Source organism: Hungatella sp. L36 (assembly GCF_014288035.1).
Genome location: NZ_JACOPC010000018.1, coordinates 87,894 through 111,678, shown reverse-complemented (window position 1 = coordinate 111,678; position 23,785 = coordinate 87,894). Strand labels below are relative to the sequence as shown.

Genomic DNA, 23,785 nt, shown 5'->3' with positions numbered 1-23,785 from the left:
TTATATATTTAGTTGTACAAATCAGTGGAAGTTCACAATGTATCAAAAGTAAGTATCTGAGCAGGAGAGGCATCAATCGCCTGACAGATGGGCTCGGTGCAATCGGCTATCCGTTGAAACATCAGTTCAATGTAAGGCTCGAAATCCTGTTTGAAACGAGTCATGAGAGGAGCATCAGGAACTTTTGAGAAGCCACAGAAGTCCCGAAATTCCTTGCAGAGCCTGATAAAAAGAAGGAGCAGGGAATCTGTTGGGATAGAAAAATTTTCTGAAGGATAAACGCGGAAAGAAAACCATGTAAAGGGTAAAGTCGCGTACGACCAACAGAAAGATAAAAAGCAGAAACAAACTCTGGCGGAATAAATGTATCAAGGTCAAAGTGTTCAGAAAGAAGCTGAAAAAAGGAAGGTGCTTCTTCAATGAGTTTGGTCTGACAGTCTGAAAAGACTTCATTTAGGGAAATCTGATGATATTTAATAGCCATAAATTTTCTCCTCATTAGGTTGTGAAAGTGTTGGTGTGGTTACCTCTATTTTACCACCTGCGGAGAGAAAATTTATATAAATGTAGTAAGAAAACCCATTAAATCAAGGGTTTTTGGCATTTAACAAATGCCTATAAATTATTGTAATTAAGGAGAGAAGAATTATGCAGAATATTTATTATCAACCTGAGGGATATGCATTTGGAGATTGTATGCCATTTTACAAAGATGGAAAATTTTATTTATATCATCAGCGAGATACAAGAAATCCGGGACCGTTTGGTGAACCATTTGGATGGGCGTTAGCGGTGACGGAGGATTTTGTACATTATGAAGATAAAGGTGAGGTGCTTCTACGCGGTGAAGACACAGAACAGGATCAATTCATTTTTGCAGGAAGTGTATTTGAAGGGGAAGGGCAGTATCATGCGTTTTATACAGGGTATAATCGAGATTTTGCAGCTGAAGGTAAGGATGCACAGGTATTAATGCATGCAACCAGTGATGATTTGTTGCATTGGACAAAATCAGCAGATAAATTAAAACTTCCTCCTCAAATGGGATATGATCCTAATGACTGGAGAGACCCATATGTTTTATGGAACGAGGATTCAAAAGAATATATTTTAATTCTAGGAGCACACAAGCAGGATAACAGACAGATTAAAACAGGTTGTACAGTATATTTTACATCAAATGATTTAGAACATTGGGAGTTCAAAGGGGATTTTTGGGCACCAAATATGTTTTGTATGCATGAAATGCCAGATTTATTTTGTATAGGAGATTGGTGGTATTTACTTACAACTGAATACAGCGAGAATAACAAAACAATATATAGGAAAAGTCGTTCGATTTTCGGACCCTGGCAGATGCCGGATGATGATGCTTTTGATGGTAGGGCATACTATGCGGCCAGATCTTGTGGGGATAGTGAACACCGTTATTTGTTTGGCTGGGTAGCTTCCAAAGATCAAGATATGGATATTAACAATTGGATTTGGGGAGGAACGCTAGTAGTACATGAACTTGTACAAAAGGAGAATGGTGACTTAAAAGTAAAGATGCCAGACAGTGTACATAATGCATTTGTAGAGAAGATATCTAATGACTTATTTGAAGAAAAAGTAATTAAAATTGATAGTGGAATTAATGAGGTTATAATTGAAGAATGTGACGAGGAAACTTTTTTGTTTGAAACAGTAGTTTCTTTTAAATCGGGTACACATGCGTTTGGCATTAATATCTTTGAGGAAAAAGAGACTGGAGATGCATATAGATTTGAGATTGAAATCAAAAATAGAAAAGTAGATTTCAATCGTACGCCTAATTTACCGTGGTTTAGATATATGGCTCAGGGCTCTGAACGACCATTATTTTTGGAAGCAGAAAAAGAGTATTTATTGCAAGTAGTTGTAGACGGTACAGTTGTCACACTCTATCTAAATAATACTGCATTGAATGTACGGGCTTATGAACCAAAAGGGAAAAATATTTCTTTATATGTAAAAGATGGTTCTGTGAATATAAAAAATCCTAGATTATATTTGCTGAAAAATTAAGATAATAAGAATGATAATTGATCCTTATCCAATTTAGTAGACACAAGAAACTCGTGTTATACTAAAAAGAGAAGGGAATGATAGAAATGAAACAATATAGTGCAGAGTTTAAAATGGAGGCTGTGAAGAGATACCTGTCGTCTGGAAGATCACTTTCTAATGTAGCTAATGAACTTGGGGGAAAGCCAACAACGCTCTATGGATGGATTAAAAAATCCAAGAATCTCCGGACGTGCCCTTCCCAGGCAGCGGACACCTAAGGCCTGAGGATGAGAAGCTCATAAACTTGTACATGCAGTTGAACAAGCTACTATACAAAAATATCTTGATTTGTTATCCCTTGATAAGAAAGGGTTGAAACATGTGAAGTCTTTAAGAGAGCAAGTAGGGAATTAGATTATCAAGTTAAATATATCCTGAATCCGTGAAGTTCATTGCACCATAACAGGTAAAACACTTGATTTTTCAATGGATTCATTAAAATTTCATCGTTTTATAAATTCACCTGCTTGGCGAAGCGTTTTTCAGGTATAATCTTCTTAGAAATTCACTTTCAAAGGAGATTATGCCATGAAAAATATTAAAATCGAATTTACCAATGAACGAATCATTCCAGCAAGCGGCTTGGCTGTTGTAGGAGCAATCCTTGGAAAAGGCGATTTTGTTAAGCACTGCAATCGAATGGATGTAACACCGAACCGTTCACAGCATCAGATTAAAAATGGCGATATTCTCCTCACGTACATTGGTATGTTATGCATGGGCAAGCCGGAATTCCAGGCTGTTCACGAAATGGACGATGACCGGGATTTTTATAAAACTGCGCTCGGAATTGCCTACAACATTCCATCAGAAGAAACCCTTCGTCAAAGGATGGATGTCATTGGCTCTTCCCTCCGGGAATATATCCTAAAGGAAAATGTAGAACTTTTACGTACTAATGGCATTGTTCCCTCCAAGCTGTCTAACGGTTTTGTTCCGGTTGACATTGATGTAACTCCGTTTGATAATTCCAAGACGAGGAAAGAGGGAGTATCCCGTACATACAAAGGGTATGATGGATACGCTCCAATCATGGCATATATCGGGACAGAAGGTTATCTGATCAATGCCCAGCTTCGTGAAGGAAAACAGCATTGTCAATGTGATACACCCGATTTCCTGCGAGAGACGATCAGTTTGTGTCGTCAGGTCACAAATGAACCGCTCCTTATCCGTCTGGATTCTGGAAATGACGCTGCTGAGAACATCGGAATCCTGCTTGAAAGCGGCTGTTACTTCATTATAAAATGTAATCTCCGCCGTGAAAGCAGGGAAGCATGGTACGAGATGGCAAAAAACAACTCGCAAAATATCACAGCTCCACGTGACGGAAAAACCGTTTATGTGGGTAGTGACTGGAAAGATGTCACCTATCGTACAGCGGAAGGAAACGATAAAACAGTTGCCATCCGCACTGGCTATGAGATCATAGAACGTACCATTGATAAATACGGGCAATTCCTACTGCCATCCGACCTAGAAGTGAACACATGGTGGACTAATACAGGGATGGCAGATTCTGAAGTTATCCAGAATTACCATGCACATGGTGAGTGCGAACAGTTCCACAGTGAAATCAAGACGGATATGGATGTGGAACGGCTTCCGTCAGGGAAATTTGATACCAATGAATTGGTACTTGAACTTACCATATTGGCGTACAATATACTTCGGATGATCGGGCAGGAAACCATTGGCAGGAGAAAAACTCGCCATAAAGTCCATCGCCGCAGACTGCGTACCGTAATCAGCAACATGATCCTGATGGCAAGCCATGTGACAGAACATGCCAGACAGCTGATCATGGGATTAGGGCAAAGCAATGTCTGGAGACACACTTTTATCGAAATATATACGGCATTTGCCCAGTTTAGTCTGTAATCCATCCACATACAAGAGAGGTAGCAACAAACAATGGGAAAGTCTGCCATTTTTACAGATAATCGAAAGTATCTTGTTATTTATGATTTGATCAGTGATATTGCAACCCATTAATTGTGCAAAGATCTTTTAGTTGATTCGCTTTTTAAGGAATCAACTTTATAAATCCGTGAACTTCACGGATTCAGGGATTAGTATAAGAAGAGGAGTATTGAAATGAAACGTAATAATTATTATGATGTCACTGACTGGCAGGTAGGTAACCCATATACGGATATCGGAGAAGTGATCAACAGTATCATTGCAGACATCAAGAGCAGACAGAAGGATACAAATGTAGATGATGGAGGAAAACCGGGAGCAGTAATTTATATTCCGTCTGGAGATTATCATTTAAAAACGCAGGTGAAAATTGACATCAGTTATTTGAAAATTCAAGGATCAGGGCATGGATTTGTGTCTTCAAGCATCAGATATAATGTACCAAAAGAACAGTGGAAAGATCTTCATGACATCTGGCCGGGTGGTAGCAGAATTCTGGTAGACTTGGAACCATTAAAGGGAGATGAAAGATCTGGTGCAACTTTTTTGATAGAACGCGAGGGAGATCCGAGAATCAGTTCCGTGGAGCTCGAAAACTTCTGTATTGATGGACTTCATTTCGTAGATGATGGAAAAGGAGATCCAGAGAACACATACTTAAATGGAAAAACCGGAATTTATGTAGCCAGTGCACAGGATTCTTTCAGAATTACAGGCATGGGTATTATTTATTTGGAGCATGGAGTGACTCTTTACAATTCTGATGCATTATCTATTCATGATAATTTTATAGCGGAATGTGGAAATTGTGTAGAACTTCGTGGAGCCGGACAGGCATCTAAAATAACAGATAATCTTATGGGTGCTGGTTATAGAGGCTATACTATTTTTGCCGAAAATTTTGGAGGACTTCTGATTACTTCTAATAACATTTTTCCAAGAGGAAAAAGTATAGTACATCTTAAGGGTGTTCTTAGATCATCAGTAACTGCAAATAGATTTCATTCTTTTTATCCGGGAATGCTGATAATGGAAAATTGTAGAGAAAATCTCATATCTTCCAATCATTTTCTCAGAGATCATGAACCATGGCCGCCGATGCTGGAATATGATAATGGATTAGAGGATGATTTTGGCCTGATTCATATTCAGGGAAGTAGCAATTCAATGATTTCTAATCACATTTCAGAGACGATTGAACAGCAATATCTGAAACCGGCAGGCGTAAAACCGATAATCATTCGTTTGGTTTCCGGAAGAGAAAATTACATTGCAAACAATCATATTGTGGCAACTACAAAAACTGATAAAAAAGGAAGTGAAGAAAATCAATCCTGTTTTGATGCACAGGTTGAAGCATTGTTAAGTATGGATGAGCTTGTTAAACTTCCAATTGAAGCAGTACATGTTGATGAGGTATCATTGGATAATATAATACTGGATACATGCAGAGAAAATGAAGTTTCTATGAATTTTTCGACAAATATATTCCGAGAAATTCCTGCTAAATAAAAATTAAATGACATTAATAAATTATTGTCGGCATTAACAGGAGGAAGATTAGATGGTGAAGCTTCTGTGTGGAGAAATAGAAAAGGCAGATCTGCTTAGAAAGATTGGCCGGATAGAGCAGATAGCAGGAGCCAGACCGGTAAAGCTGGCTTCTGGTAAAGCAGAAGGAATAAAAGCATGGGAAATATATAACGGATCGGGACTTGAGTTTTGCGTAATGGAAAGTAAATGTCTGGATTTGCTTTATGCAAAGTATCGTGGGGTAAACTTAAGCTTTCTTGCAAAGCCAGGAGCAGTTGCGCCGGAGTATTTTAATGTTCATGGTATGGAATTTGGCCGTTACTTTCATGGTGGAATGCTGTATACGTGTGGCCTTGGCAATATTGGACAAAGCTGTGTGGATGAGGACACCGAATACAACTGGCATGGAAGAATATCTCAGACGCCTGCTGAAAATACTGGAATAAACGCTGAGTGGAATGGAGATGAGTATCTGATTTCTGTGAAAGGGGATATGCATGAAGCGGCTCATTCTCATGAGCACCTTGTTTTAAAGCGTAAGATATCTACAAGGTTGGGTGCAAAAAGCTTTACTATTTGTGATACAGTGGAAAATCAGGGCTTTAAACGGGAAGCTATAATGCTTTTATATCATATTAATTTTGGATATCCGTTATTAGACAGAAATACAAGGGTTGTACTTCCAACGTCTATAACAGAGAATTATGTGAATTATACAAAAAGTGATGAACAGGCATTTCGGTATATAACAGATCCAGTCGATGGTAGCTCATGCGATACATATTTCCATCGTCCAGCAACAGATGCATCCGGTTATACAAGCGTGGCAATTATCAACGATGATTTGCAACTTGGGGTTTACTTGCGATATTTGCGAAAAGATTTCCCGTTTATGGTGGAATGGAAAAATATGGTCAGTGGTGATTATGCTTTGGCGCTTGAACCATGTACGCAATATCCTCTAAACAGAACGTCTGAAGAGGCTCAAAAAAATATGCAGTTTTTGGATCCTTTAGAAGACAGAACCTATAATCTGGAAATTGGTATCATAGATGGTAAGGAAGAAATTCAAGATTTTGAAATGAAACTGAAACAAAATTATTTGGTGCCATAAAATTAATGAGTGTTGTGCTTGTTTTTACTAAACGTAATATAATGCCAAAGTGTGGAGTATTTGAATGATGAGTAAAGAGATAGATATTGTTGCGTTAGGAGAATTACTTATAGATTTCACAGAATCAGGATATAGCAAGAATGGAATGAAGCTATTTGAGCAGAATCCTGGAGGAGCACCTGCGAATCTGCTGACAGCGGCAAGCCATATGGGGTGCAGTACTGCATTTGTTGGAAAAGTGGGAAATGATATGCATGGTCATTTTCTAAAAGAAACACTGAAAAAGGAAGGAATTGATACAAGAGCAGTATTAGAGGATACAGAATATTTTACTACTATGGCATTCGTGGAGCTGGATGAGAGGGGAGAGCGAAGCTTTTCTTTTGCAAGGAAACCGGGAGCGGATACTATGCTTAGAAAAGAAGAATTGGATGAAAAATTACTTTCAAATTGTAAGATATTTCATTTTGGGTCATTGTCTTTAACAAATGAGCCATCCAGGAGTGCAACGTTGGAAGCGGTATCGATCGCTAAAAAAGCAGGAGTGATTATTTCTTATGATCCCAATTATCGGGCATCATTATGGAAAAGTGAGTGTACTGCTGTAGAAGAAATGAAAAAAGTGATATCGCTGGCGGATATAATGAAGGTGTCGGATGAAGAGAGTCTGCTTTTGACAGGTGCGTCCAATTATGAGGATGCATCAGATGAGTTCCTGAAGATGGGAATAAAATTAGTTGCAATTACACTGGGAAAGCAGGGGGTATTAGTGGCAAGAAAGGATCAAAGAGAAATTTTTGATGCGTTCTCTGTTAATACGGTTGATACAACGGGAGCAGGCGATTCCTTTTGGGGTGGATTCCTAAGCAGGCTGTTATCGTATAATCAGGCAATAGAAAAGCTGGAATGGGAAGAAATCAGTCAATGTGCGCTGACAGGCAATGCGGTTGCAGCATTATGCGTACAAAGTAGAGGAGGCATGCCGTCTATCCCGGGCAAGGATGATGTGGAATTATTTATCAGGAATAACAGAAAGAGGTGTTCTTATGATTAAAAACAGAAGGATCGGACATATTGGTATTGCTACCAATGATGTTGCAAGAGATGTGGAGTGGTATGTAAATGTGCTTGGCTTTGAAGTGACTGGCAAATTTCAAAATGGAAACGATACTGTTTATTTTTTGAAAAATGATGATGTTATTTTTGAAATATTTCCATCAGATTCTCGGCTTCCGGATGAGGTTTCCGGGAGAATTGATCATTATAGTTTTGCTTCTGATGATATTGAGTCGGACTATGCATATTGTGTAAAGAACGGATATAAGATCGTTACTGATGGTATTGAGGGTATTGCGGGATTTTGGGACAACGGTATCCGGTACTTCAAGATAGCAAGTCCAACAGGTGAACAGTTTGAGTTCTGCCAGATCTTGTGATGAAAATTATAAATAAAATAAATCCTCGCATTTCAGCATTTAAATTTAAAGATGAAGTGCGGGGATTTTTGATAAATAGCCTGTTAAAAAATGAAAAAATTTTAGCTTTTTACCCTAATTGCTCACTTGATGAAAAGGGACATTCTGCGGTAGGATGGATGGAATATAAAAGGTCAGAGGATTATGGGGAAACATGGTCACAGCCCTATATCTTTCAGCCGTCATTAAAATTGCTACATTCTGAGATGAAATACTCCGCTATGTGTGAAAAGGCAATAGTGAATGAAAAGGGAGATATTATTGTATATCAATTAATATGTGATATATCAAATGATCCACAGTGGCAACCCTATATGGTGCCATCTTATTCAATTAGCCGAGATAAAGGAAGCACATGGAGCAATCTGCGTCAGATAGGAACACGTCGAGGACGTATTTATGATGCGATGTATCAGGAGGGAACAATTTTTCTGCTTTTATTTGTCAATGATGCGACGGTTGATTGGACAGGTCAAACCACGGATCATTATTATTCACTTGTGGTTAGTGAAGATGGTGGAGAAAACTATTATGAAAGAAGCAGAATTCCAATTCCGTCGCTGCATCATGGATATGGAAGCATGATGTTTCTGGAGGATGGAATTCACTGGGATGAAGGAAGATATTTAAAAGTCCGTACAGAGGGATTAGGGGCTTATTCAAATAATTTGGTCATTGGGAAAGGAACATCCCATGAGAAGCTCCTGATTCAGGCATCGCATGCTTACAAAGATAATCAGACTAATGTTCTGCATTGGCAAATAATTAAAAGAAAGGTGTAAAGATAATGAAATGTATAATGAATCCGAGACCGGATATCCAGGAGGAACTGATCAAACCATATAAAGAAATGGAAGATGTTTATTCCCTTTCCTGCGTTGTAGGGGACGCAATGGAGAGAGAGCAGGTAATGCGACATGATATGAAGCCCAAATCCATCAATAAAAAAATAATTGGTCCGGCTATTACTGTAAAGCTGACAGCAGGAGATATCGTGGATTGCCTGTGTGTATTTGAAATTGCCAGACCTGGGGATGTTATTGTAATTGATGCATTTGGAGAAACGGAAACCTCAATTTGGGGAGGACTTATGTCTGGTCTTGCAAGAAATGCCGGTATAGCAGGCGCTGTGATTGATGGCAGCTGCCGTGATACAGATGAGGCGAAGATGCTGGAGTTTCCGATAACTGCCAAGGCGTCAGGACCTAGAGCAGCGCATACAGCATATTCGGGAAGGAAGGAACCTATTGCGGTAAATGTTCCTGTCTGTTGCGGAGGCGTTATTGTAAATCCAGGAGATTTAATTGTTGCGGATGAAATCGGTGTTGCAGTAGTTCCGTATAATGAGCTGGAAGCTGTATATAAAAAGGCACGCGCTCAGGCAGATCTTGAAATTGCAACAAGAGAAGAAATTCTGAGAGGAGCAACCGTTGATGAATTGCTTGCAAAATTCGGAAGAATATAATCATGAATTGAAATATATCATTACTCTTGATGGTGGTACAACGAATACCCGGGCATATTTGTGGAGACAGGATGGTTCCTTTGTTTCTTCTAAAAAAGAAAGAGCAGGTGTCAGGAATACCGCTATGGATGGATCTGATCAGGTGATCCGTGAAACGGTAAAAAGATGTATTGATAGCCTGATAGAAGAAAGTCATATAGAAGAAAGCCAGGTTCAAGGGATTTTTTGCTCGGGGATGCTAACCTCTAATGTGGGGCTTGAAGAAATTCCATATTTATGCGCACCTGTTGATGAAAGGGCTTTGTGCAATGCAATAGAATGCCGCTTCTTTAGTGACATTACCAGAATACCTTTTTACATGATTCCGGGAGTCAGGAACCATGTAGAGGATATCGGAATAGATACGCTGGAGCAGATGGATGTTATGCGTGGAGAAGAAACAGAGGCGGTGGCTTTGTTGAGGGAGCGTGGCAAGGGCGAGGATCTGATTTTTGTTTTACCAGGCTCCCATACTAAAATAATATATGCAAATGAAGAAGGGTTTATCTGCCGTTGTAAGACAACCATGAGTGGAGAACTGCTTGATGCTTTGTTTTTCCATACGTTATTAAAGGATTCACTTCCGGATTTCTTTGTCGGTGAAGAGGAATATGATTATCAGGCAGTGTCAGATGGAGCTCGGACGGCACAGAAGAATTCCTTTACAAGTGCAGTTTTTAAAACACGTATTTATCAAAAATATGTACATAAAGATAAAAAGAAGGCAGCCAATTTCCTGTTAGGGGTATTGATGTATTATGATTGCCTGAGTATATGTGAGTTTAAGAAGACAGAGGCTTTGGAGGAGGTGCAGTTTGTTATTGCAGGTAAGCGGATAATTGCACAGGCTGTTTATGATATATTAACAGATATTATGCAGGAAAAGAAGGTTCATCTTTTGGATGAGGACGAACTGATGGCGGCGAAAGGGGCATTTCGTCTCGCAGAATTATATTATAAATGGAGAACAACACTACCTATAAATGTTGTTAAAAAAGTCTTATTTATTCCCGGGAGTGTATCCAAAAATTCAGCTATGTTGAATTTTTGAATACACTCCCTTTGTTATCTACTCCTTCCACGGTTTGGTGGAGAATATGGTCTTGTTAACTCTCGCTCCTTTATGTCCTGTTTCTTAGATATAAGCCTATCGTGTAGAGACTGTGGCTTTTCTCCATACCGTTGTTTCCAATTCTTAAGGCTGTCCTGATAATCCCCATAAGCTGTCTCTGACTTATGAAATGCTTTGTAGAAGGCTTCCGCATTCTGATACCCGTATTCCTTTACGATATGGGATAATCGGGCTTTCATTCGGGAAATACGTTCCTCCAATCCGGCTATCTCTGTTGAAAGTTCGGAACGCCTTTTTGCTTTGAAGATACCTTTGCTGTCGGACAGTTCAATTTCAAGGTCACTTCGCTGTTTCTCGAGTGCAAAAATTGCTTTATTCTGTTCTTGCAGCTTTTGATAAATTTCGCATAAGTGCTTGTAAGAAACTGCTTCCGGTGATGGCTGTGGTCTTGGCGGTATGGCAGGCTTTGGTGTATCTGTCTGCTTTCTGCTTTCTTCTGGTACAGCTTTCTGCTCTTTGAAATCTGTGTTCTCCGGTCTTGCTTCAAGCTCTTTGGAAATTACTTTATCTGCAAGCTCCAGAGTTTTGAGAAATACTTTGGAGATTAACAGTTCTAATACTGCAATGGCAGTACCGATAATGGAAGATAACAGATTCGGTCTGTTTCCGTAAAGCCATACGGATTCCACAATCTTGTCCGTTATCCGTTCCTTTTTTATCTGCATGATTTCTGACTTGGAAACACCCGTTACAATCGCTCTGTCAACAGTCTGATTCCACAAGGTGCGTTTACTGTTGTCTGCCTCAATCTCGGTGGCTTTCGGATTGTTCTTACCAATCTTTTTGGTGGCAAGATACATACCGCCACGCTCAAAAACTTCTAACCGCTGGCTTTTATCCCACACATACTGATTGATAAGATTGGTATAATCCTGCTTGACGGTATCAAGGAAATTTTCAGCCTTGAAGTGTTTATCCTTAATGGAGAAAATCTGTCTTTCGTATACCTCACCTTTGTGAATCACCTTACACCTTTTACGGATATTTCCTTCTTCATCAAGTATCTCTTTCTTGGTGCGTACATGATTTCCCTTTTCGTCATAGAACATATTGCGGGTGGCAACCTTTTCTATGGGCTGTTCCAAGAGTGTACGCTCCGAAAAAATGAGATGGATGTGATAGTTGGTTTTCCGCTTATTGTGATGCAGGGCTGCGATACAGTCCGTTCCGTAAGTCTGTCTGAAATGGTCTGTAAATATCTGCAACAGTCTGTCTGGAGGATACTCCGTAAAAGATTCCGGCAGGGCTATGATCAATTCCCTTGCCTCAATACATTTCCCCTCCGTACCGTTTTTTTTAAATTCTGCCTGATTATATTTTGCAAGGTCAGTCCAAAAATTACGGTCTGTGGTTTCATATACCGCATACAGATTTTCCTGCTTCTTTGGGCTTGAAATATAATAAATTCTTCCCCGGACATTGTGGAGCTTCGTCATCTGAATAAATGAATTTCTTGGCATGTGCTTCCTCCTTTCCGTATCTGCCAAGTACGAAGCTGCAAGAAATGAGGATGGGAAACTTTCTAATGTGAAAGTGAGTAGGCTACATAGGTAGCCTGTCTACGAACATATCCGCCTGTCGGCGAAAAGCTCCCAGCAGGGCGAAATACACAGAGTACAAATCGTAAGATTTGTGCGAGGGGTGTATTTCGCTCTCAAACGCCGAGGGCTTGTATAAAAAAGTTTCTTCCCCACTTCTTAAATTTCCGGTTGTATCTTAGAGGAAGCACATGGTATAATCTATTTGCGTGTAGGTATATCATGGCTTCGGTCAGATACATACCTTAGGGATGGTCTTAGGACTGTCCCTATTTAATTTGTCACATTTCTTGTGACAGCTCTGACATTTCCTTTGTCCCTTAAGTCCCTGCCTTCATTGGCGGTCATGAACTTTTCAAGCATATCCGTTTTGATAAGGACTTTCCGTCCTACCTTCAATACCGGAAGCTTTTTCCATTCTACCAGTTTCCGCAGGGTATTTCTGCCGATACCCGTATAGTCGGCAGCTTCCTCAATGGACAGTGCAATCTTCACTTCTGTCATTAAAACACCTCCTCTTGAATTGCATAATGCAATTTTGTAACTATGCCTACTATATAACTTTTATATCTTCTTGTCAAGCATTACGGAATTTTAAAAGTAATTATTAACTTGCATATTGCAATGCTACTTTTACTGTGTTATACTTTAGCCATACCGAAAAAGGAGGCGTATCAGAATGAAAGATAAAGAATTACGCAAGTTAATCGGTAGCAGGGCAAAACAACGCAGACTGGAATTAGGTGTCAACCAGCCTTATATAGCAGAAAAGATGGGAGTTACCGCTTCCACCATACAGCGGTATGAGGCAGGAACGATTGACAACACCAAGAAGCTTGTTCTGGATGGTCTGTCGGAAGCACTTCATGTATCAGTGGAGTGGCTGAAGGGCGAGACGGAAGAAATGACAAGTGATGTTACGGATAAAAGGGAATTACAGATTCGTGATACCATGACTTCCATTCTCTCCAAACTGCCTTATGATATGAAGGCAGACGAAGCGGATTTTTCCAAAGATTTACTGCTGCTGATGTTGAAGGAATACGAATTATTCGTTGATTCCTTTCAATATGCCTGTAAGAATTTTAAAGGGAATACGGAAGATGCCACAATTGCAAAAGTAATGGGGTTTGAATCCAATCAGGAATATAATGAGATTATGTTCCTTAGGGAAATCACCCATACGGTAAACGCACTGAACGACATGGGCGACATTGTAAGGCTCTATTCCAAGAATCCCGAAACGGCAGCCGTAAGGCTTGCAAATCTTCTTTCAGAGAAAGACTTCGAACCGGTATAGATTAGACAACCGGAGTTATGATATACTTACACGCAGAAAGCATTTCATCAGTTCCGATTGTCGATATCGAAAGGAGTAACGATTATGGCAAAAGGTTCTGTAAGAAAGAAAGGCAAGAAATGGTACTACCGCTTCTATGTGGAAGATGCAAGCGGTAATCTGGTGCAGAAGGAATTTGCAGGTACGGAAAACAAAAGCGAGACGGAAAAGCTGTTGAGGCAGGCAATGGAGGATTATGAAGCCAAGCGGTTTGTTGCAAAGGCTGAAAACATCACACTCGGAGAGTTGCTTGACCTGTGGGCTGAGGAAGAATTAAAGACAGGCACATTGAGTAATGGAACGGTTGGCAATTATCTTCAGACAATTGGGAGAATCAAACAACACCCTATCAGCAAAAGGAAACTGAAAACGGTGACTTCGGTACACCTGCAGGAGTTTATGGATTTGCTCTCATTTGGAGGCACTGTGGGAGATTTTATATCAAAAGGATATTCCATTGATTATGTAAGGTCATTTTCAGCAGTATTGCAACAGTCATTCCGGTTTGCGGTATTTCCGAAACAGTTTATTACCTTCAATCCAATGCAGTATGTGGTGATGAGGCATAAAAAGGAAGAAACAGATTTGTTTGCGGATGAAACAGCCACAGACAGAGACAAGGTTAAACCGCTTTCCTTTGAAATGTACCGGAAACTGATTGAACAGCTTGGAAAACGAAGTGGGGATGCGATTCTTCCGGTTCAGATAGCATACTTTACAGGTCTCAGACTTGGAGAGGTAGCAGGTCTGACATGGCAGGATATCAACCTTGAAGAACAGTATCTCACTGTACGCAGGAGCATCCGCTACAATGGTGCTACCCATAAGCACGAAATCGGTCCGACAAAGTGGAAAAAGATCAGGGTTGTTGACTTTGGCGATACCCTCGCAGATATTTTGAGGAATGCAAAAAAGGAACAGCACAAAAACCGTTTTCAGTATGGGGAACTCTACCAGCGGAATTTTTACAGAGAAGTAATGGAAAAGAATCGGGTGCATTACGAGTATTATCATTTGGGAATGACAGAGAATGTGCCGGAAGATTACACCGAAATCTTCTTTGTATGCTTAAGGGAGGATGGTTGTCTGGAACTTCCGGCAACCATAGAAACAGCCTGCCGGACAGCAGGAAGAAAAGTACCGGAGCTTGAAGGTTTCCATTTCCACACACTGAGGCATACCTACACGACAAACCTCTTATCCAACGGGGCTCAGCCTAAGGATGTGCAGGAACTGTTAGGACACTCAGACGTGAGTACCACCATGAATGTCTATGCCCATGCTACAAGGGAAGCAAAGCGGACTTCCGCAAGACTTCTTGATAAAGTGGCAGGCAACGATTAAACAACTGAATAATGAATTTTCCCTTGTAATTATCCCATAAGGGCAAAAACAAGGGAAAAGGATACATATATAGAATTTTCAATGGCGGGAAGCCTTGAAAATAGGGGAAAGTTAAGAGAGTTAATAGATAAATTCCAGTTTGCGTGGGGATCGGAGGAAGCGTAAAAACAGTGTTAGCTAAAAGCAGTGTCAAAATTTAATTTTTGATGCTGCTTTTTATGTTATATTTCCGGAAATCCCGGGTACTTCTCCCGCAAATATTGTGTTATGATAGGAGTGAACGGTTAAAAAGGGGAGGAACACAATGAAACAGGAGAAGGAATTTGACCTCATTCAGATGGAGGTTCTGAAAAATCCCATATTTGATCACGAGATGAGCCGGGATCCGCTGCTGCTCTATGTGGTGGAGGGGGATACCGGCATCAGTTTTGAGAGCAAGACGGTCCGGCTGAAGCGGGAATCGATTATTTTGATCAACAGCAACCGGTCATTCAGTTTGAAGAAGCGGCTTGGAAGCTCCGAGGATCTTTTGCTTTGTGTCCTGAAAATCTCCAAGGCCTTTCTTGTGACCTATACCGGAAAGAAAAATCTCCTGTTCTGGTGTAATTCTACAGAGGAGGGAGAGGGGGAGGCCTATGAGAAGCTGAGGGTGATCCTGCAGCAGCTGTTGATTGATTATGCAAACAATCCGCCGGAACAGTATCTGCTGCGGTACAGCTGTTTTTACCGGCTTCTTCATCAGCTCGTAAGCTATTTCATCATCTCGGAGAGCAATCATCTTGTGGGCGGCAGCGATAAGGATTCTCAGAGCCGTCTGAATGATCTGATTGACTATATTGAGAGCAATTACGATCAGCCTGTCAGCCTGGAGGAGCTTGCAGAGCTTTTTCATCTCTCCGGCAGTTATGTATCCAGGTATTTTAAACAGAAAATGGGAAGAAACTTTATCGACTATCTGTACGAGACGAGGCTGTATCACGCAGCGGAGCTGCTTTTAAATACGGATAAGGCGATTACGGACATAGCATTGGAAAGCGGGTTTCCGAATCTGGCGATATTTAACCGCCGTTTTCGGGGCATGTATAACTGCACGCCCACAAAATATCGGGAGGCCCACAGGAAGCAGGAAGACAGGACAGAGGAAATAAAGGCGAATCAGAGGGAGCGGATCCGTACGCAGCTGCAGAGCCATTTTGGATATTCCGCGGCTTCCGGTTTGCTGCCGGCGGAGAAGGCAAAAGCAGTTGAGTCGGTGGATTCCTCGGTCTGCGGGCCTTATCATCGGATCTGGAATCGGACCATCAATTTTGGTCCGCTGGTGGAACTGTTGAAAACAGGCAGCCGAGAGGCGGTGATCTATAGCAAAAAAGTGCTTGGAATCAGGTATCTGCGGGTGTGGAACATATTTGAAAAGGAGATGTACATAGTTCAGAACCGGGAGATGGGGAGCGCCAGGTTCAAGCTGCTGGATGAGGCGCTTGGCGTGCTGGTGGAGAACGATATTCTGCCGGTCATCGAGATTGGTGAAAAACCGCGCAGGATTCTTAATTCGGTCAATGATTTTCTGCGGGAATCGGAAAATGTGACGTTGTTTCAGGACTATCAGGAATTCCTCCGGTGCTTTGCGGACATGATGGAGCATGTGGTCCGCAAATTTGGGGAGGAGGCGGTTTCACAATGGATCTTCGAGCTGTGGGATGACAAGCGCGTGGAGGTATATGCGGATAAGCAGCCGTATACGGTCCTGTTCCGCGACGTGAGAAACCTTGTCAAACAATATTCACCGCAGTCGGTTGTGTCGGGAGCGGGCAACTATCTGGGGTGGTACCGTACCCACACAGAAGAGGAGCTTCGCAAGTTCGTGGACGGCGGAATCTATCCGGAGCATTTGACATTTACCCATTTTCCATATGCACAGGGACAGATCAGTAAGGAGCGCTTTTCCAAACGGAAAACAGATGAGAGTGAATTGCTGCACAGCGTGCAGGAACTGCACGGTATCCTGAACATGTATGGACTGAATAACAGACCGGTCGTGATCAGCGAATGGAACATGACGGTTTCTTCCAGAAATTATTTCAATGACAGCCTCTGGAAGGGATGCTATATCTTAAAATGCAATTTAGATCTTTTGGGGCTGGTGGATACGCTGTGCTACAGCCAGCTGTCGGACAGCACCACCGATTACTATGATAATCAGAACCTCTTAAAAGGGGCCATGGGGCTATTGACCAGTGATCATATAGAAAAGCCGGCATTTATCGCCATGCGCATGCTAAAGGAATTAAAGCCTCTTCTGGTAAAAAAGACAGAAGACTATATTGTGACCAGAGATGAAAGAGGTGAGATCACCATTGTGGCTTTTCATTTTATCAGGAGAAACCATCTGTATTATATGAAGGAAGAGAATGAAACCACGCTGCAGGACCATTATATCTATCTGGAACATCAGCAGCCGAAGACCCTGACGATACAGCTGACTCATTTAGCGCATGAGGGAAGCTATCTCATGCGGCAGTATATTGTCAGCCGGAAGCAGGGAAGTATCATGGATGAGTGGCAGAAGCTGGCTTATATCGAGGATCCGTCAAAGGATGATATTCATTACTTAAAACAGAGGGCAACGCCCCATATGACGATGGACAAGATGAAAACGGAAGGTCAAAGCCTTGTGATCAGCATGGAAATGGAACCGCTTGAGATGCGATGCATCATATTGCGTCCGGAATAGTCAGCATAAAAATAAAATGACAAAATCGATATGTATCGATTTTGTCATTTTTTGTTTGTCGGAGAGAGATAAAAAAGGGAGTGCAAAAATGAATAGGAAAAACAGGCGAAATGAAAATATTGAAAAAGAGGAATTTGAATTATCATGAATATATCAGTTGAGGTGCTGAAAAAAGCGAAAGGAAGGAAGAGAAATGAAGAAAGTGAGAATCGGTATAATTGGGTGTGGTGGAATTGCGAAACAAAAGCATTTTCCGGCACTCTCGTCATATCCGGAGTTGTGTGAGATGGTTGCTTTTTGCGATATCGTTGAGGAGAGGGCAAAAGAGGCCTGCGAGAAGTATGGGGCACCGGGGGCAAAGGTGTATACAGATTACAAAGAGTTGTTAGCCGATGAGAGCATCGACACGGTTCACGTGCTGACTCCGAACGTCGCTCACAGTCCGATCACGGTAGCGGCCTTTGAGGCCGGAAAGAACGTTATGTGTGAGAAGCCCATGGCGCACACCACCGAAGCGGCAGAGGCCATGATGGATGCATGGAAAAAGAGCGGAAAGAAGTTTACCATCGGCTATCAGAACCGGTTCCGCAAGGACAGCCAGGTGCTGCATGCCGCATGCGAGGCAGGGGATCTGGGCGAGATCTATTTTGCAAAGGCACATGCGATTCGCAGAAGAGCCGTCCCGACCTGGGGCGTGTTCCCGAACAAGGCGCTTCAGGGAGGCGGACCTTTGATCGACATCGGAACACATGCGCTGGATATTACCTTATGGTGTATGGATAATTACGACATCGAGTCGGTAACAGGCTCCGTGTTTGAGAAGCTTGGTCATTCCGAGCTGGCCGTGCAGGACAACCAGTTCGGACTCTGGGACCCGAAGACCTTTGAAGTGGAGGATTCGGCATTCGGATATATCAAGCTGAAGGATGGAGCGGCGATTTTCCTGGAGTCTGCCTGGGCGATCAATATGTCGAAGAGCCGGGAAGCCGCGTGTACGCTCTGCGGTACGAAGGCCGGAGCGCAGCAGCTGGGAAGTATGAGCATGGAAGGCGGATACGACCTGGAATTCAATCAGACAACCCATGGAAAGCTGACAGAGACACGGTTCTCAGAGGGGGGAACTATCGCGTTTTTTGAGGGGGAGAAAACCGATCCGGAATTTCTGGAGGCGAAACAGTGGTTAGAGGCAATTGTGGAAGATAAAGAGCCGCTGGTAAGACCGGAGCAGGCGTTTGTAGTTACGAAGGTTCTTGACAATATCTATAAGAGCGCGGCAACTGGAAAAACCATTTATTTTGATTAGGAGAAGATAAAATTATGGGGAAAATTTTAAAAAAAGCTATGGCAGTGGGATTGATCGGCTGCATTTCGTTTTCGCTGGCCGCATGCGGCGGCAGCACAACAGGCGCCAGGGCACAGGGGGACAAAGAAAACTCCGGAAACCAGGAGGAGGCGTCCACAGAGCAGGCGGCAGCGGAACAGACCGATGGAGCAGGGGCAAGCGGTATTAAAATTGGTTATAACTATTTTGGAACCGGCGGATATTCGCTGGCTGCACTGGCCAATCAGTCGCAGATCGTTTTAGACGCCTGCAAAGATGAGAGCACGTCGGCGGATGACCAGTTCAGCGTTGAGAACATAATCACAGATGTCGAGAATATGATCGCCTCCGGATGCGATGGAATCATTATCTGGCTTCCCGCAGAACCGCTCTATACGGTGGTTGCAGATATGTGTGAAGAGGCCGGCGTCTATTTTGTGCTGAATGACAAAGTGCCAAGTGATCCTGCGATCAAGGAGAAGCTGTTATCATATGAACATTTCGCAGGAGCCGTGGCACCGGCAAACAGCGTATATGGCGAAATGCTGGCACAGTACGCGATCGATCAGGGCTATAAAACCTGTATCGCAACCTCTTCCGCAGAGGGGGATGCTTCTGACCAGCCCAGACTGGATGCCTTTAAAGAAAAGTTTATAGCAGAGGGCGGCACGATTCTGGCAGAGGTCCATTCCGACACAACAGCAGACAGTCTTCCAAACATGCAGGACGCACTGATCGCAAATGAAGAACCGGATGTGATTTATGGAGTGGGATCGGATTACGCAATTTCGGCCTGTACCGCATTGGAAGGATATCCAAATTACAAGACGAAGGTCATCACCTCCGGCCTTGACAAAGAGGCGCTGGGACTGCTTATGGATGAGACGGTTCCTCTGGAGATGATCAACGGTGATTACTGGATTGCAGGCTGTTTCTCCGCTATCGTCCTTCAAAATGCATGTGCTGGCAATAAACTGACAGATGCGAATGGCAATGCGATTTGGGTCGACACAATCGAACCGTTCGAAGTAAGTGCAGAGACGTATGATTTGTACGAGAAGTACTTTATGGATCAGTCCGTGTACACCGAGGAAGAGATTCAGGCCATGGTGGGGATCTCCTGCGATGAGATGCTGTCCATCATAAACGACTACAGTCTTGACAGCAGATTGATGGCAAAGTACGAAGCGGGAATCATCCCGGCAGATGAGATGAAAGCAGCAGGTTATGATGTGCAGTAAAAATTGCGGGTGAGACAGAAAAGAGGGCAGCCGTTAAAAGAAGTGGCTGCCTTCCCGTAAAAATGGAGGAAATTGACATGACAAAAAGAACAAATTCTCAACTGTGCCTGCTGGGAGGTCTCCTGATTCTTATGATCCTGTGCAATGTGATTGTCGGCGGAAAATTGCTGTCTGTGAACAATCTTCTGACGATTCTGTCTCATGCCGTGTTTCCCGTCCTGGCTTCCTATGGATTGATGTTTATCTTCTCCGGCGGTCTGATTGACCTCTCGGTGGGAGCGAACATCCTGCTGAGCGCCAACGTGGGTGCTTTGCTGGGAGAGCAGTTAGGACTGGGATATCCGGGCCTGGTGATCGGAGCAGTCTTATGCGCAGTATTGGCAGAGCAGCTGTGTGTACAGTGTTCCATATCTCTGCACATTCCCGCGTGGATATCCGGTCTGGGCAGTGCGCTGATTCTGGAAGCGATTCTGGCGCAGTGGTCTACCGTGGCTGCATCGAGATCAGAAAAACTTCCAGGCGTAAGAGCGATCCGGGCGTTGGGACAGATGCCGGGAATGCTGATCCTGCTGATTATCGCCTTTGTGGCCGCCTATATTATTTTTAACAGGACCACACTGGGGATCAATCTGCAGGCCATGGGAGGAAATTCACAGGTTGCGCAGGTGATGGGAATCAAGGCGAAAAAGACGCTGATAGGAGCTACGGTTGTGGGCGGCATATTTGTGGGGCTTGCTGCGGTGAACCATATCAGCTTTGCAGGCAAACTGGACTGCAGCTCCGGTTTAAACAGTCTGAATATCATCTTTAAATCCCTGGCGGCGACGCTGTTAGCGGATTCTATCCAGAACATCGTTACGAAGCCGGTGGGGATTTTGATCTCCGGTATCTCGGTGGTGGCCCTGTTTAATATCCTGACCTTGTTTGGGGTTCCGTCCGGTACGTACCAGAACATCGCGCTGGGAATTGTCGTGATCCTGTGCGGCATCCTGTCGCATCTGAATGATAAGGGGGTGGTGAAGTAATGGCAGAAGAAATATTGAGAATCGAACACTTACATAAAAGCTTTGGCATTACGCATGCGAACAACGATATCTGTATGACGGTGCGGCGTGGAGAGATCCGTTCGCTGTCCGGCGAGAACGGATCGGGCAAATCGACCCTGACGAGTATCATCAGCGGCATGCAGCCCTTTGATGAGGGAGCGATGTTTCTGCGGGGAGAGAGCTACAGGCCGGACAGTCCCCTCGCGGCGAATAAGGCGAAGGTGGCCATGGTAGTGCAGGAACTTGGCGTCATCACCCCTTTGACAGGCGCGATGAATATCTACCTGGGCAAAACGGAACGCTTCCGAAAAGCCGGAATCGTCCATGCGAAGGCGATGGAAAAGGCCGCGTTGGAGATATTCAAAAAATGGAATCTGGTGGAAGTTCCGCTCCATATTCCCTGCGCACATCTGACGATGGAGCAGAGAAAGATGGTGGAGCTGGCCAGAGCTCTTGATACCGATCCGGATCTTCTGATCCTCGATGAGATTACCCAGTCCCTCTCTCAGGATACGAGACAGGTCATTTACAGGCTGAAAGACCGCTTTAAAAAAGAAAACCGCGCCATGATCATCATCTCCCATGACCTGGACGAAACACTTCTGATCAGTGATACGGTCACGGTGCTGAGAGACGGCGTGGTGGTAGATACGGTGGAGCGGAAGAACATTACGGAGGAAAGCTTAAAACAGATGCTGGTAGGCCGTGAGATAAGGAACGATTACTTCCGGACCGACCAGGAAGCCAACTTTAAAGAAAACGTGGTTTTGAGCGTAAAAGACTTAAGCCTTGCAAACGGACAGATAAAAAATGTCAGCTTTGAACTGCACGAGGGGGAGATCCTGGGCGTCTGCGGATTGTCGGATGCCGGCATCCATCCTCTTGGAAGCGCGGTATTTGGAATCACAGAAAGCAAAAGAAGCGGAAAGGTCATAGATGAAAAGACAGGCAGGAGTCTGAAGAGGCCGACGGATATGCTGAACTGCCGCGGCGCTTATCTTTCAAAGAACCGTGATGAAGAGGGCCTGATGATGAGGGCGAGTATTCGGAATAACCTCTATCTGCCCAGTGCGAAGCAGCTTGCGGGCGCATTTGGCTTTACGAAACGGACGGATATTGTGACGCTTACCGACAGGATATACAGAGAGTTTGACGTGAAGGCAAAGAGCCCGAGACAGCCGATCGGACGTCTGTCCGGTGGAAATAAGCAGAAAATCAATCTGGGACGCTGGCTTTCCAAGGACTTGAATTACGTGATCCTCGACTGTCCCACCAGAGGCGTGGATATCGGAGTCAAGGCGTATATTTACCATCTGATCCGGGAAAAAAAGGCGCAGGGCACAGCGGTACTTTTAATCACGGATGAGCTGTCGGAGGCCATCGGCATGGCGGACCGGATTCTTGTGATGAACAACGGAAGAACGGCGGGCATGCTGGAACGCCCGGAGTTCAGCGAAAGTAAGATCATCGAGGTGATGCTATGATGAAGAAGATAAAATTAGAAAAAGTAGAATCAGCGCTTCCGATCCTTATTTTCGTATTTCTGCTCCTGATTTTTATGATTACCACAGGAGGTGCGATCTTTGACGGGAGCAACATGCTGGTCATCGTAAAACAGACCCTTAATACAATCATCGCGGCTCTGGGAATGCTGTTCGTTGCAGCGCTGGGAGCTACCGATATCACGCAGGGGTCTCTGGTAGGCTTTGCAGGCGCGGTGGGCACAGTTGTTGCAATCAATTACGGCTTTGTACCGGCCATCGCAGCAGTTGTCGCAGCGGGACTCTGCTCCGGTCTGTTCCTTGGAGTGGTCAATGCAAGATTTAAGGTACCGTCCTTTATGGCCTCCCTGGCCATGCTGATTGCCCTCCGGGCGCTGGGAACGGTGGCCATGGGAGGCAGCACCTCCGGTCTCACGGTACCGGATTTTGTGAAATCCCTGGACAGCAATACCATCAAGCTGCCGGTGGTGATTATTCTGGTGGCCATTGTGAGCTATGTATTTAATAAAACTCCATTCGGAGCCTACTGCAGGGCAATCGGTGAGAATGAAAATGCCGTCAGATTTTCCGGCATCAACGTGACCTTCATCAAGATCGCCGCCTTTGGTCTCTCCGGTCTGTTTACGGGAATCGCGGCCATGTTTGTGCTGGCGCGCGTAGGCGGCTGTTCCACCACCCTGGGGCTGGGCTTTGAGATGCGCGTCATGATGGCCATGTTTATCGGCGGTGTTCCGGTAGAGGGAGGCGACGGCACAAGACTTTATAAGATCATTATCGGTGCTTTTACCATCGCCCTTTTGGAGAATGGCCTTGTGCTTACCGGGTCTTCGGGAGCCATTACCCAGCTGATCCGCGGGATCGTGCTTCTTGCGGCGGTTTACTTGACGATTACGGCCAAGGCAAAGATACAGAAAGTGGATGGAGAGACAGCATAATACAGATTCAGAAAAGTGA

Annotated in this window: 21 protein-coding genes; 18 read left to right on the top strand and 3 right to left on the bottom strand. The window is 43.6% G+C overall.

The window, feature by feature from the left end:
• Positions 1–160: 160 nt before the first annotated feature.
• The gene (locus H8S80_RS28960; RefSeq protein ID WP_117633148.1) at positions 161–484 is read right to left on the bottom strand and encodes a hypothetical protein; all 324 of its coding nucleotides are present in this window, start codon (positions 482–484) and stop codon (positions 161–163) included.
• Between the two features lie 164 nt (positions 485–648).
• Here H8S80_RS28960 and H8S80_RS28955 point away from each other — a divergent pair, with 164 nt between their 5' ends.
• The 10 genes from H8S80_RS28955 (at position 649) to H8S80_RS28910 (ending at position 10,688) form a co-directional block, all read left to right on the top strand.
• On the top strand, positions 649–2,046 hold the full coding sequence (locus H8S80_RS28955; protein WP_117633147.1) for a glycoside hydrolase family protein: 1,398 nt from the start codon (positions 649–651) through the stop codon (positions 2,044–2,046).
• A 77-nt stretch (positions 2,047–2,123) separates the two neighbouring features.
• Complete coding sequence (locus H8S80_RS28950; RefSeq protein ID WP_117633146.1) at positions 2,124–2,306, top strand: transposase; 183 nt, start codon at positions 2,124–2,126, stop codon at positions 2,304–2,306.
• Between the two features lie 310 nt (positions 2,307–2,616).
• The gene (locus H8S80_RS28945; protein ID WP_117633145.1) at positions 2,617–3,969 is read left to right on the top strand and encodes an IS1380 family transposase; all 1,353 of its coding nucleotides are present in this window, start codon (positions 2,617–2,619) and stop codon (positions 3,967–3,969) included.
• Positions 3,970–4,185: 216 nt separating this feature from the next.
• Positions 4,186–5,523 (top strand): NosD domain-containing protein, encoded by a 1,338-nt coding sequence (locus tag H8S80_RS28940; protein WP_117633144.1) that lies wholly within the window; start codon positions 4,186–4,188, stop codon positions 5,521–5,523.
• 52 nt (positions 5,524–5,575) lie between these two features.
• A complete protein-coding gene (locus H8S80_RS28935; RefSeq protein ID WP_117633143.1) occupies positions 5,576–6,658 on the top strand; it encodes a DUF4432 family protein in 1,083 nt (360 codons plus the stop codon).
• 67 nt (positions 6,659–6,725) lie between these two features.
• A complete protein-coding gene (locus tag H8S80_RS28930; RefSeq protein WP_117633158.1) occupies positions 6,726–7,712 on the top strand; it encodes a carbohydrate kinase family protein in 987 nt (328 codons plus the stop codon).
• Positions 7,705–8,094 (top strand): VOC family protein, encoded by a 390-nt coding sequence (locus H8S80_RS28925; RefSeq protein ID WP_117633142.1) that lies wholly within the window; start codon positions 7,705–7,707, stop codon positions 8,092–8,094. Before H8S80_RS28930 ends, H8S80_RS28925 begins: the two co-directional genes overlap by 8 nt.
• A complete protein-coding gene (locus tag H8S80_RS28920) occupies positions 8,094–8,915 on the top strand; it encodes a sialidase family protein (RefSeq protein ID WP_117633141.1) in 822 nt (273 codons plus the stop codon). Before H8S80_RS28925 ends, H8S80_RS28920 begins: the two co-directional genes overlap by 1 nt.
• 5 nt (positions 8,916–8,920) lie before the next feature.
• A complete protein-coding gene (locus H8S80_RS28915; protein ID WP_117633140.1) occupies positions 8,921–9,598 on the top strand; it encodes an RraA family protein in 678 nt (225 codons plus the stop codon).
• Positions 9,567–10,688 (top strand): 2-dehydro-3-deoxygalactonokinase, encoded by a 1,122-nt coding sequence (locus H8S80_RS28910; protein ID WP_117633139.1) that lies wholly within the window; start codon positions 9,567–9,569, stop codon positions 10,686–10,688. Before H8S80_RS28915 ends, H8S80_RS28910 begins: the two co-directional genes overlap by 32 nt.
• A 14-nt stretch (positions 10,689–10,702) precedes the next feature.
• Here the strand turns inward: H8S80_RS28910 and H8S80_RS28905 are convergent, their stop codons facing one another.
• Together H8S80_RS28905 and H8S80_RS28900 are read right to left on the bottom strand one after the other, a co-directional pair.
• Complete coding sequence (locus tag H8S80_RS28905) at positions 10,703–12,256, bottom strand: MobA/MobL family protein (protein ID WP_502709021.1); 1,554 nt, start codon at positions 12,254–12,256, stop codon at positions 10,703–10,705.
• Between the two features lie 324 nt (positions 12,257–12,580).
• On the bottom strand, positions 12,581–12,811 hold the full coding sequence (locus tag H8S80_RS28900; protein WP_005604346.1) for a helix-turn-helix domain-containing protein: 231 nt from the start codon (positions 12,809–12,811) through the stop codon (positions 12,581–12,583).
• A 175-nt stretch (positions 12,812–12,986) separates the two neighbouring features.
• Between H8S80_RS28900 and H8S80_RS28895 the strand changes: the two genes are divergently transcribed.
• The 8 genes from H8S80_RS28895 to H8S80_RS28860 all read left to right on the top strand — a co-directional run bounded on the left by H8S80_RS28895 (position 12,987) and on the right by H8S80_RS28860 (position 23,766).
• Complete coding sequence (locus H8S80_RS28895; protein ID WP_117633138.1) at positions 12,987–13,607, top strand: helix-turn-helix domain-containing protein; 621 nt, start codon at positions 12,987–12,989, stop codon at positions 13,605–13,607.
• A gap of 84 nt (positions 13,608–13,691) precedes the next feature.
• Positions 13,692–14,990, top strand: a complete 1,299-nt coding sequence (locus tag H8S80_RS28890; protein WP_012744117.1) for a tyrosine-type recombinase/integrase — start codon at positions 13,692–13,694, stop codon at positions 14,988–14,990.
• Between the two features lie 304 nt (positions 14,991–15,294).
• The gene (locus tag H8S80_RS28885) at positions 15,295–17,721 is read left to right on the top strand and encodes a GH39 family glycosyl hydrolase (protein WP_117633137.1); all 2,427 of its coding nucleotides are present in this window, start codon (positions 15,295–15,297) and stop codon (positions 17,719–17,721) included.
• A gap of 193 nt (positions 17,722–17,914) precedes the next feature.
• Positions 17,915–19,024, top strand: coding sequence for a Gfo/Idh/MocA family protein (locus H8S80_RS28880; RefSeq protein ID WP_117633136.1), 1,110 nt, complete (start codon positions 17,915–17,917; stop codon positions 19,022–19,024).
• 14 nt (positions 19,025–19,038) lie between these two features.
• On the top strand, positions 19,039–20,283 hold the full coding sequence (locus H8S80_RS28875; RefSeq protein ID WP_117633135.1) for a sugar ABC transporter substrate-binding protein: 1,245 nt from the start codon (positions 19,039–19,041) through the stop codon (positions 20,281–20,283).
• Between the two features lie 77 nt (positions 20,284–20,360).
• Positions 20,361–21,308, top strand: a complete 948-nt coding sequence (locus H8S80_RS28870; protein WP_029466623.1) for an ABC transporter permease — start codon at positions 20,361–20,363, stop codon at positions 21,306–21,308.
• Positions 21,308–22,813 carry a sugar ABC transporter ATP-binding protein gene (locus H8S80_RS28865; RefSeq protein WP_117633134.1) on the top strand — a complete coding sequence of 502 codons (1,506 nt, stop codon included), beginning with the start codon at positions 21,308–21,310 and terminating at the stop codon, positions 22,811–22,813. Before H8S80_RS28870 ends, H8S80_RS28865 begins: the two co-directional genes overlap by 1 nt.
• On the top strand, positions 22,810–23,766 hold the full coding sequence (locus H8S80_RS28860; protein WP_054355566.1) for an ABC transporter permease: 957 nt from the start codon (positions 22,810–22,812) through the stop codon (positions 23,764–23,766). The genes H8S80_RS28865 and H8S80_RS28860 overlap by 4 nt, the downstream gene beginning before the upstream one ends.
• The last annotated feature ends 19 nt before the right edge of the window (positions 23,767–23,785 follow it).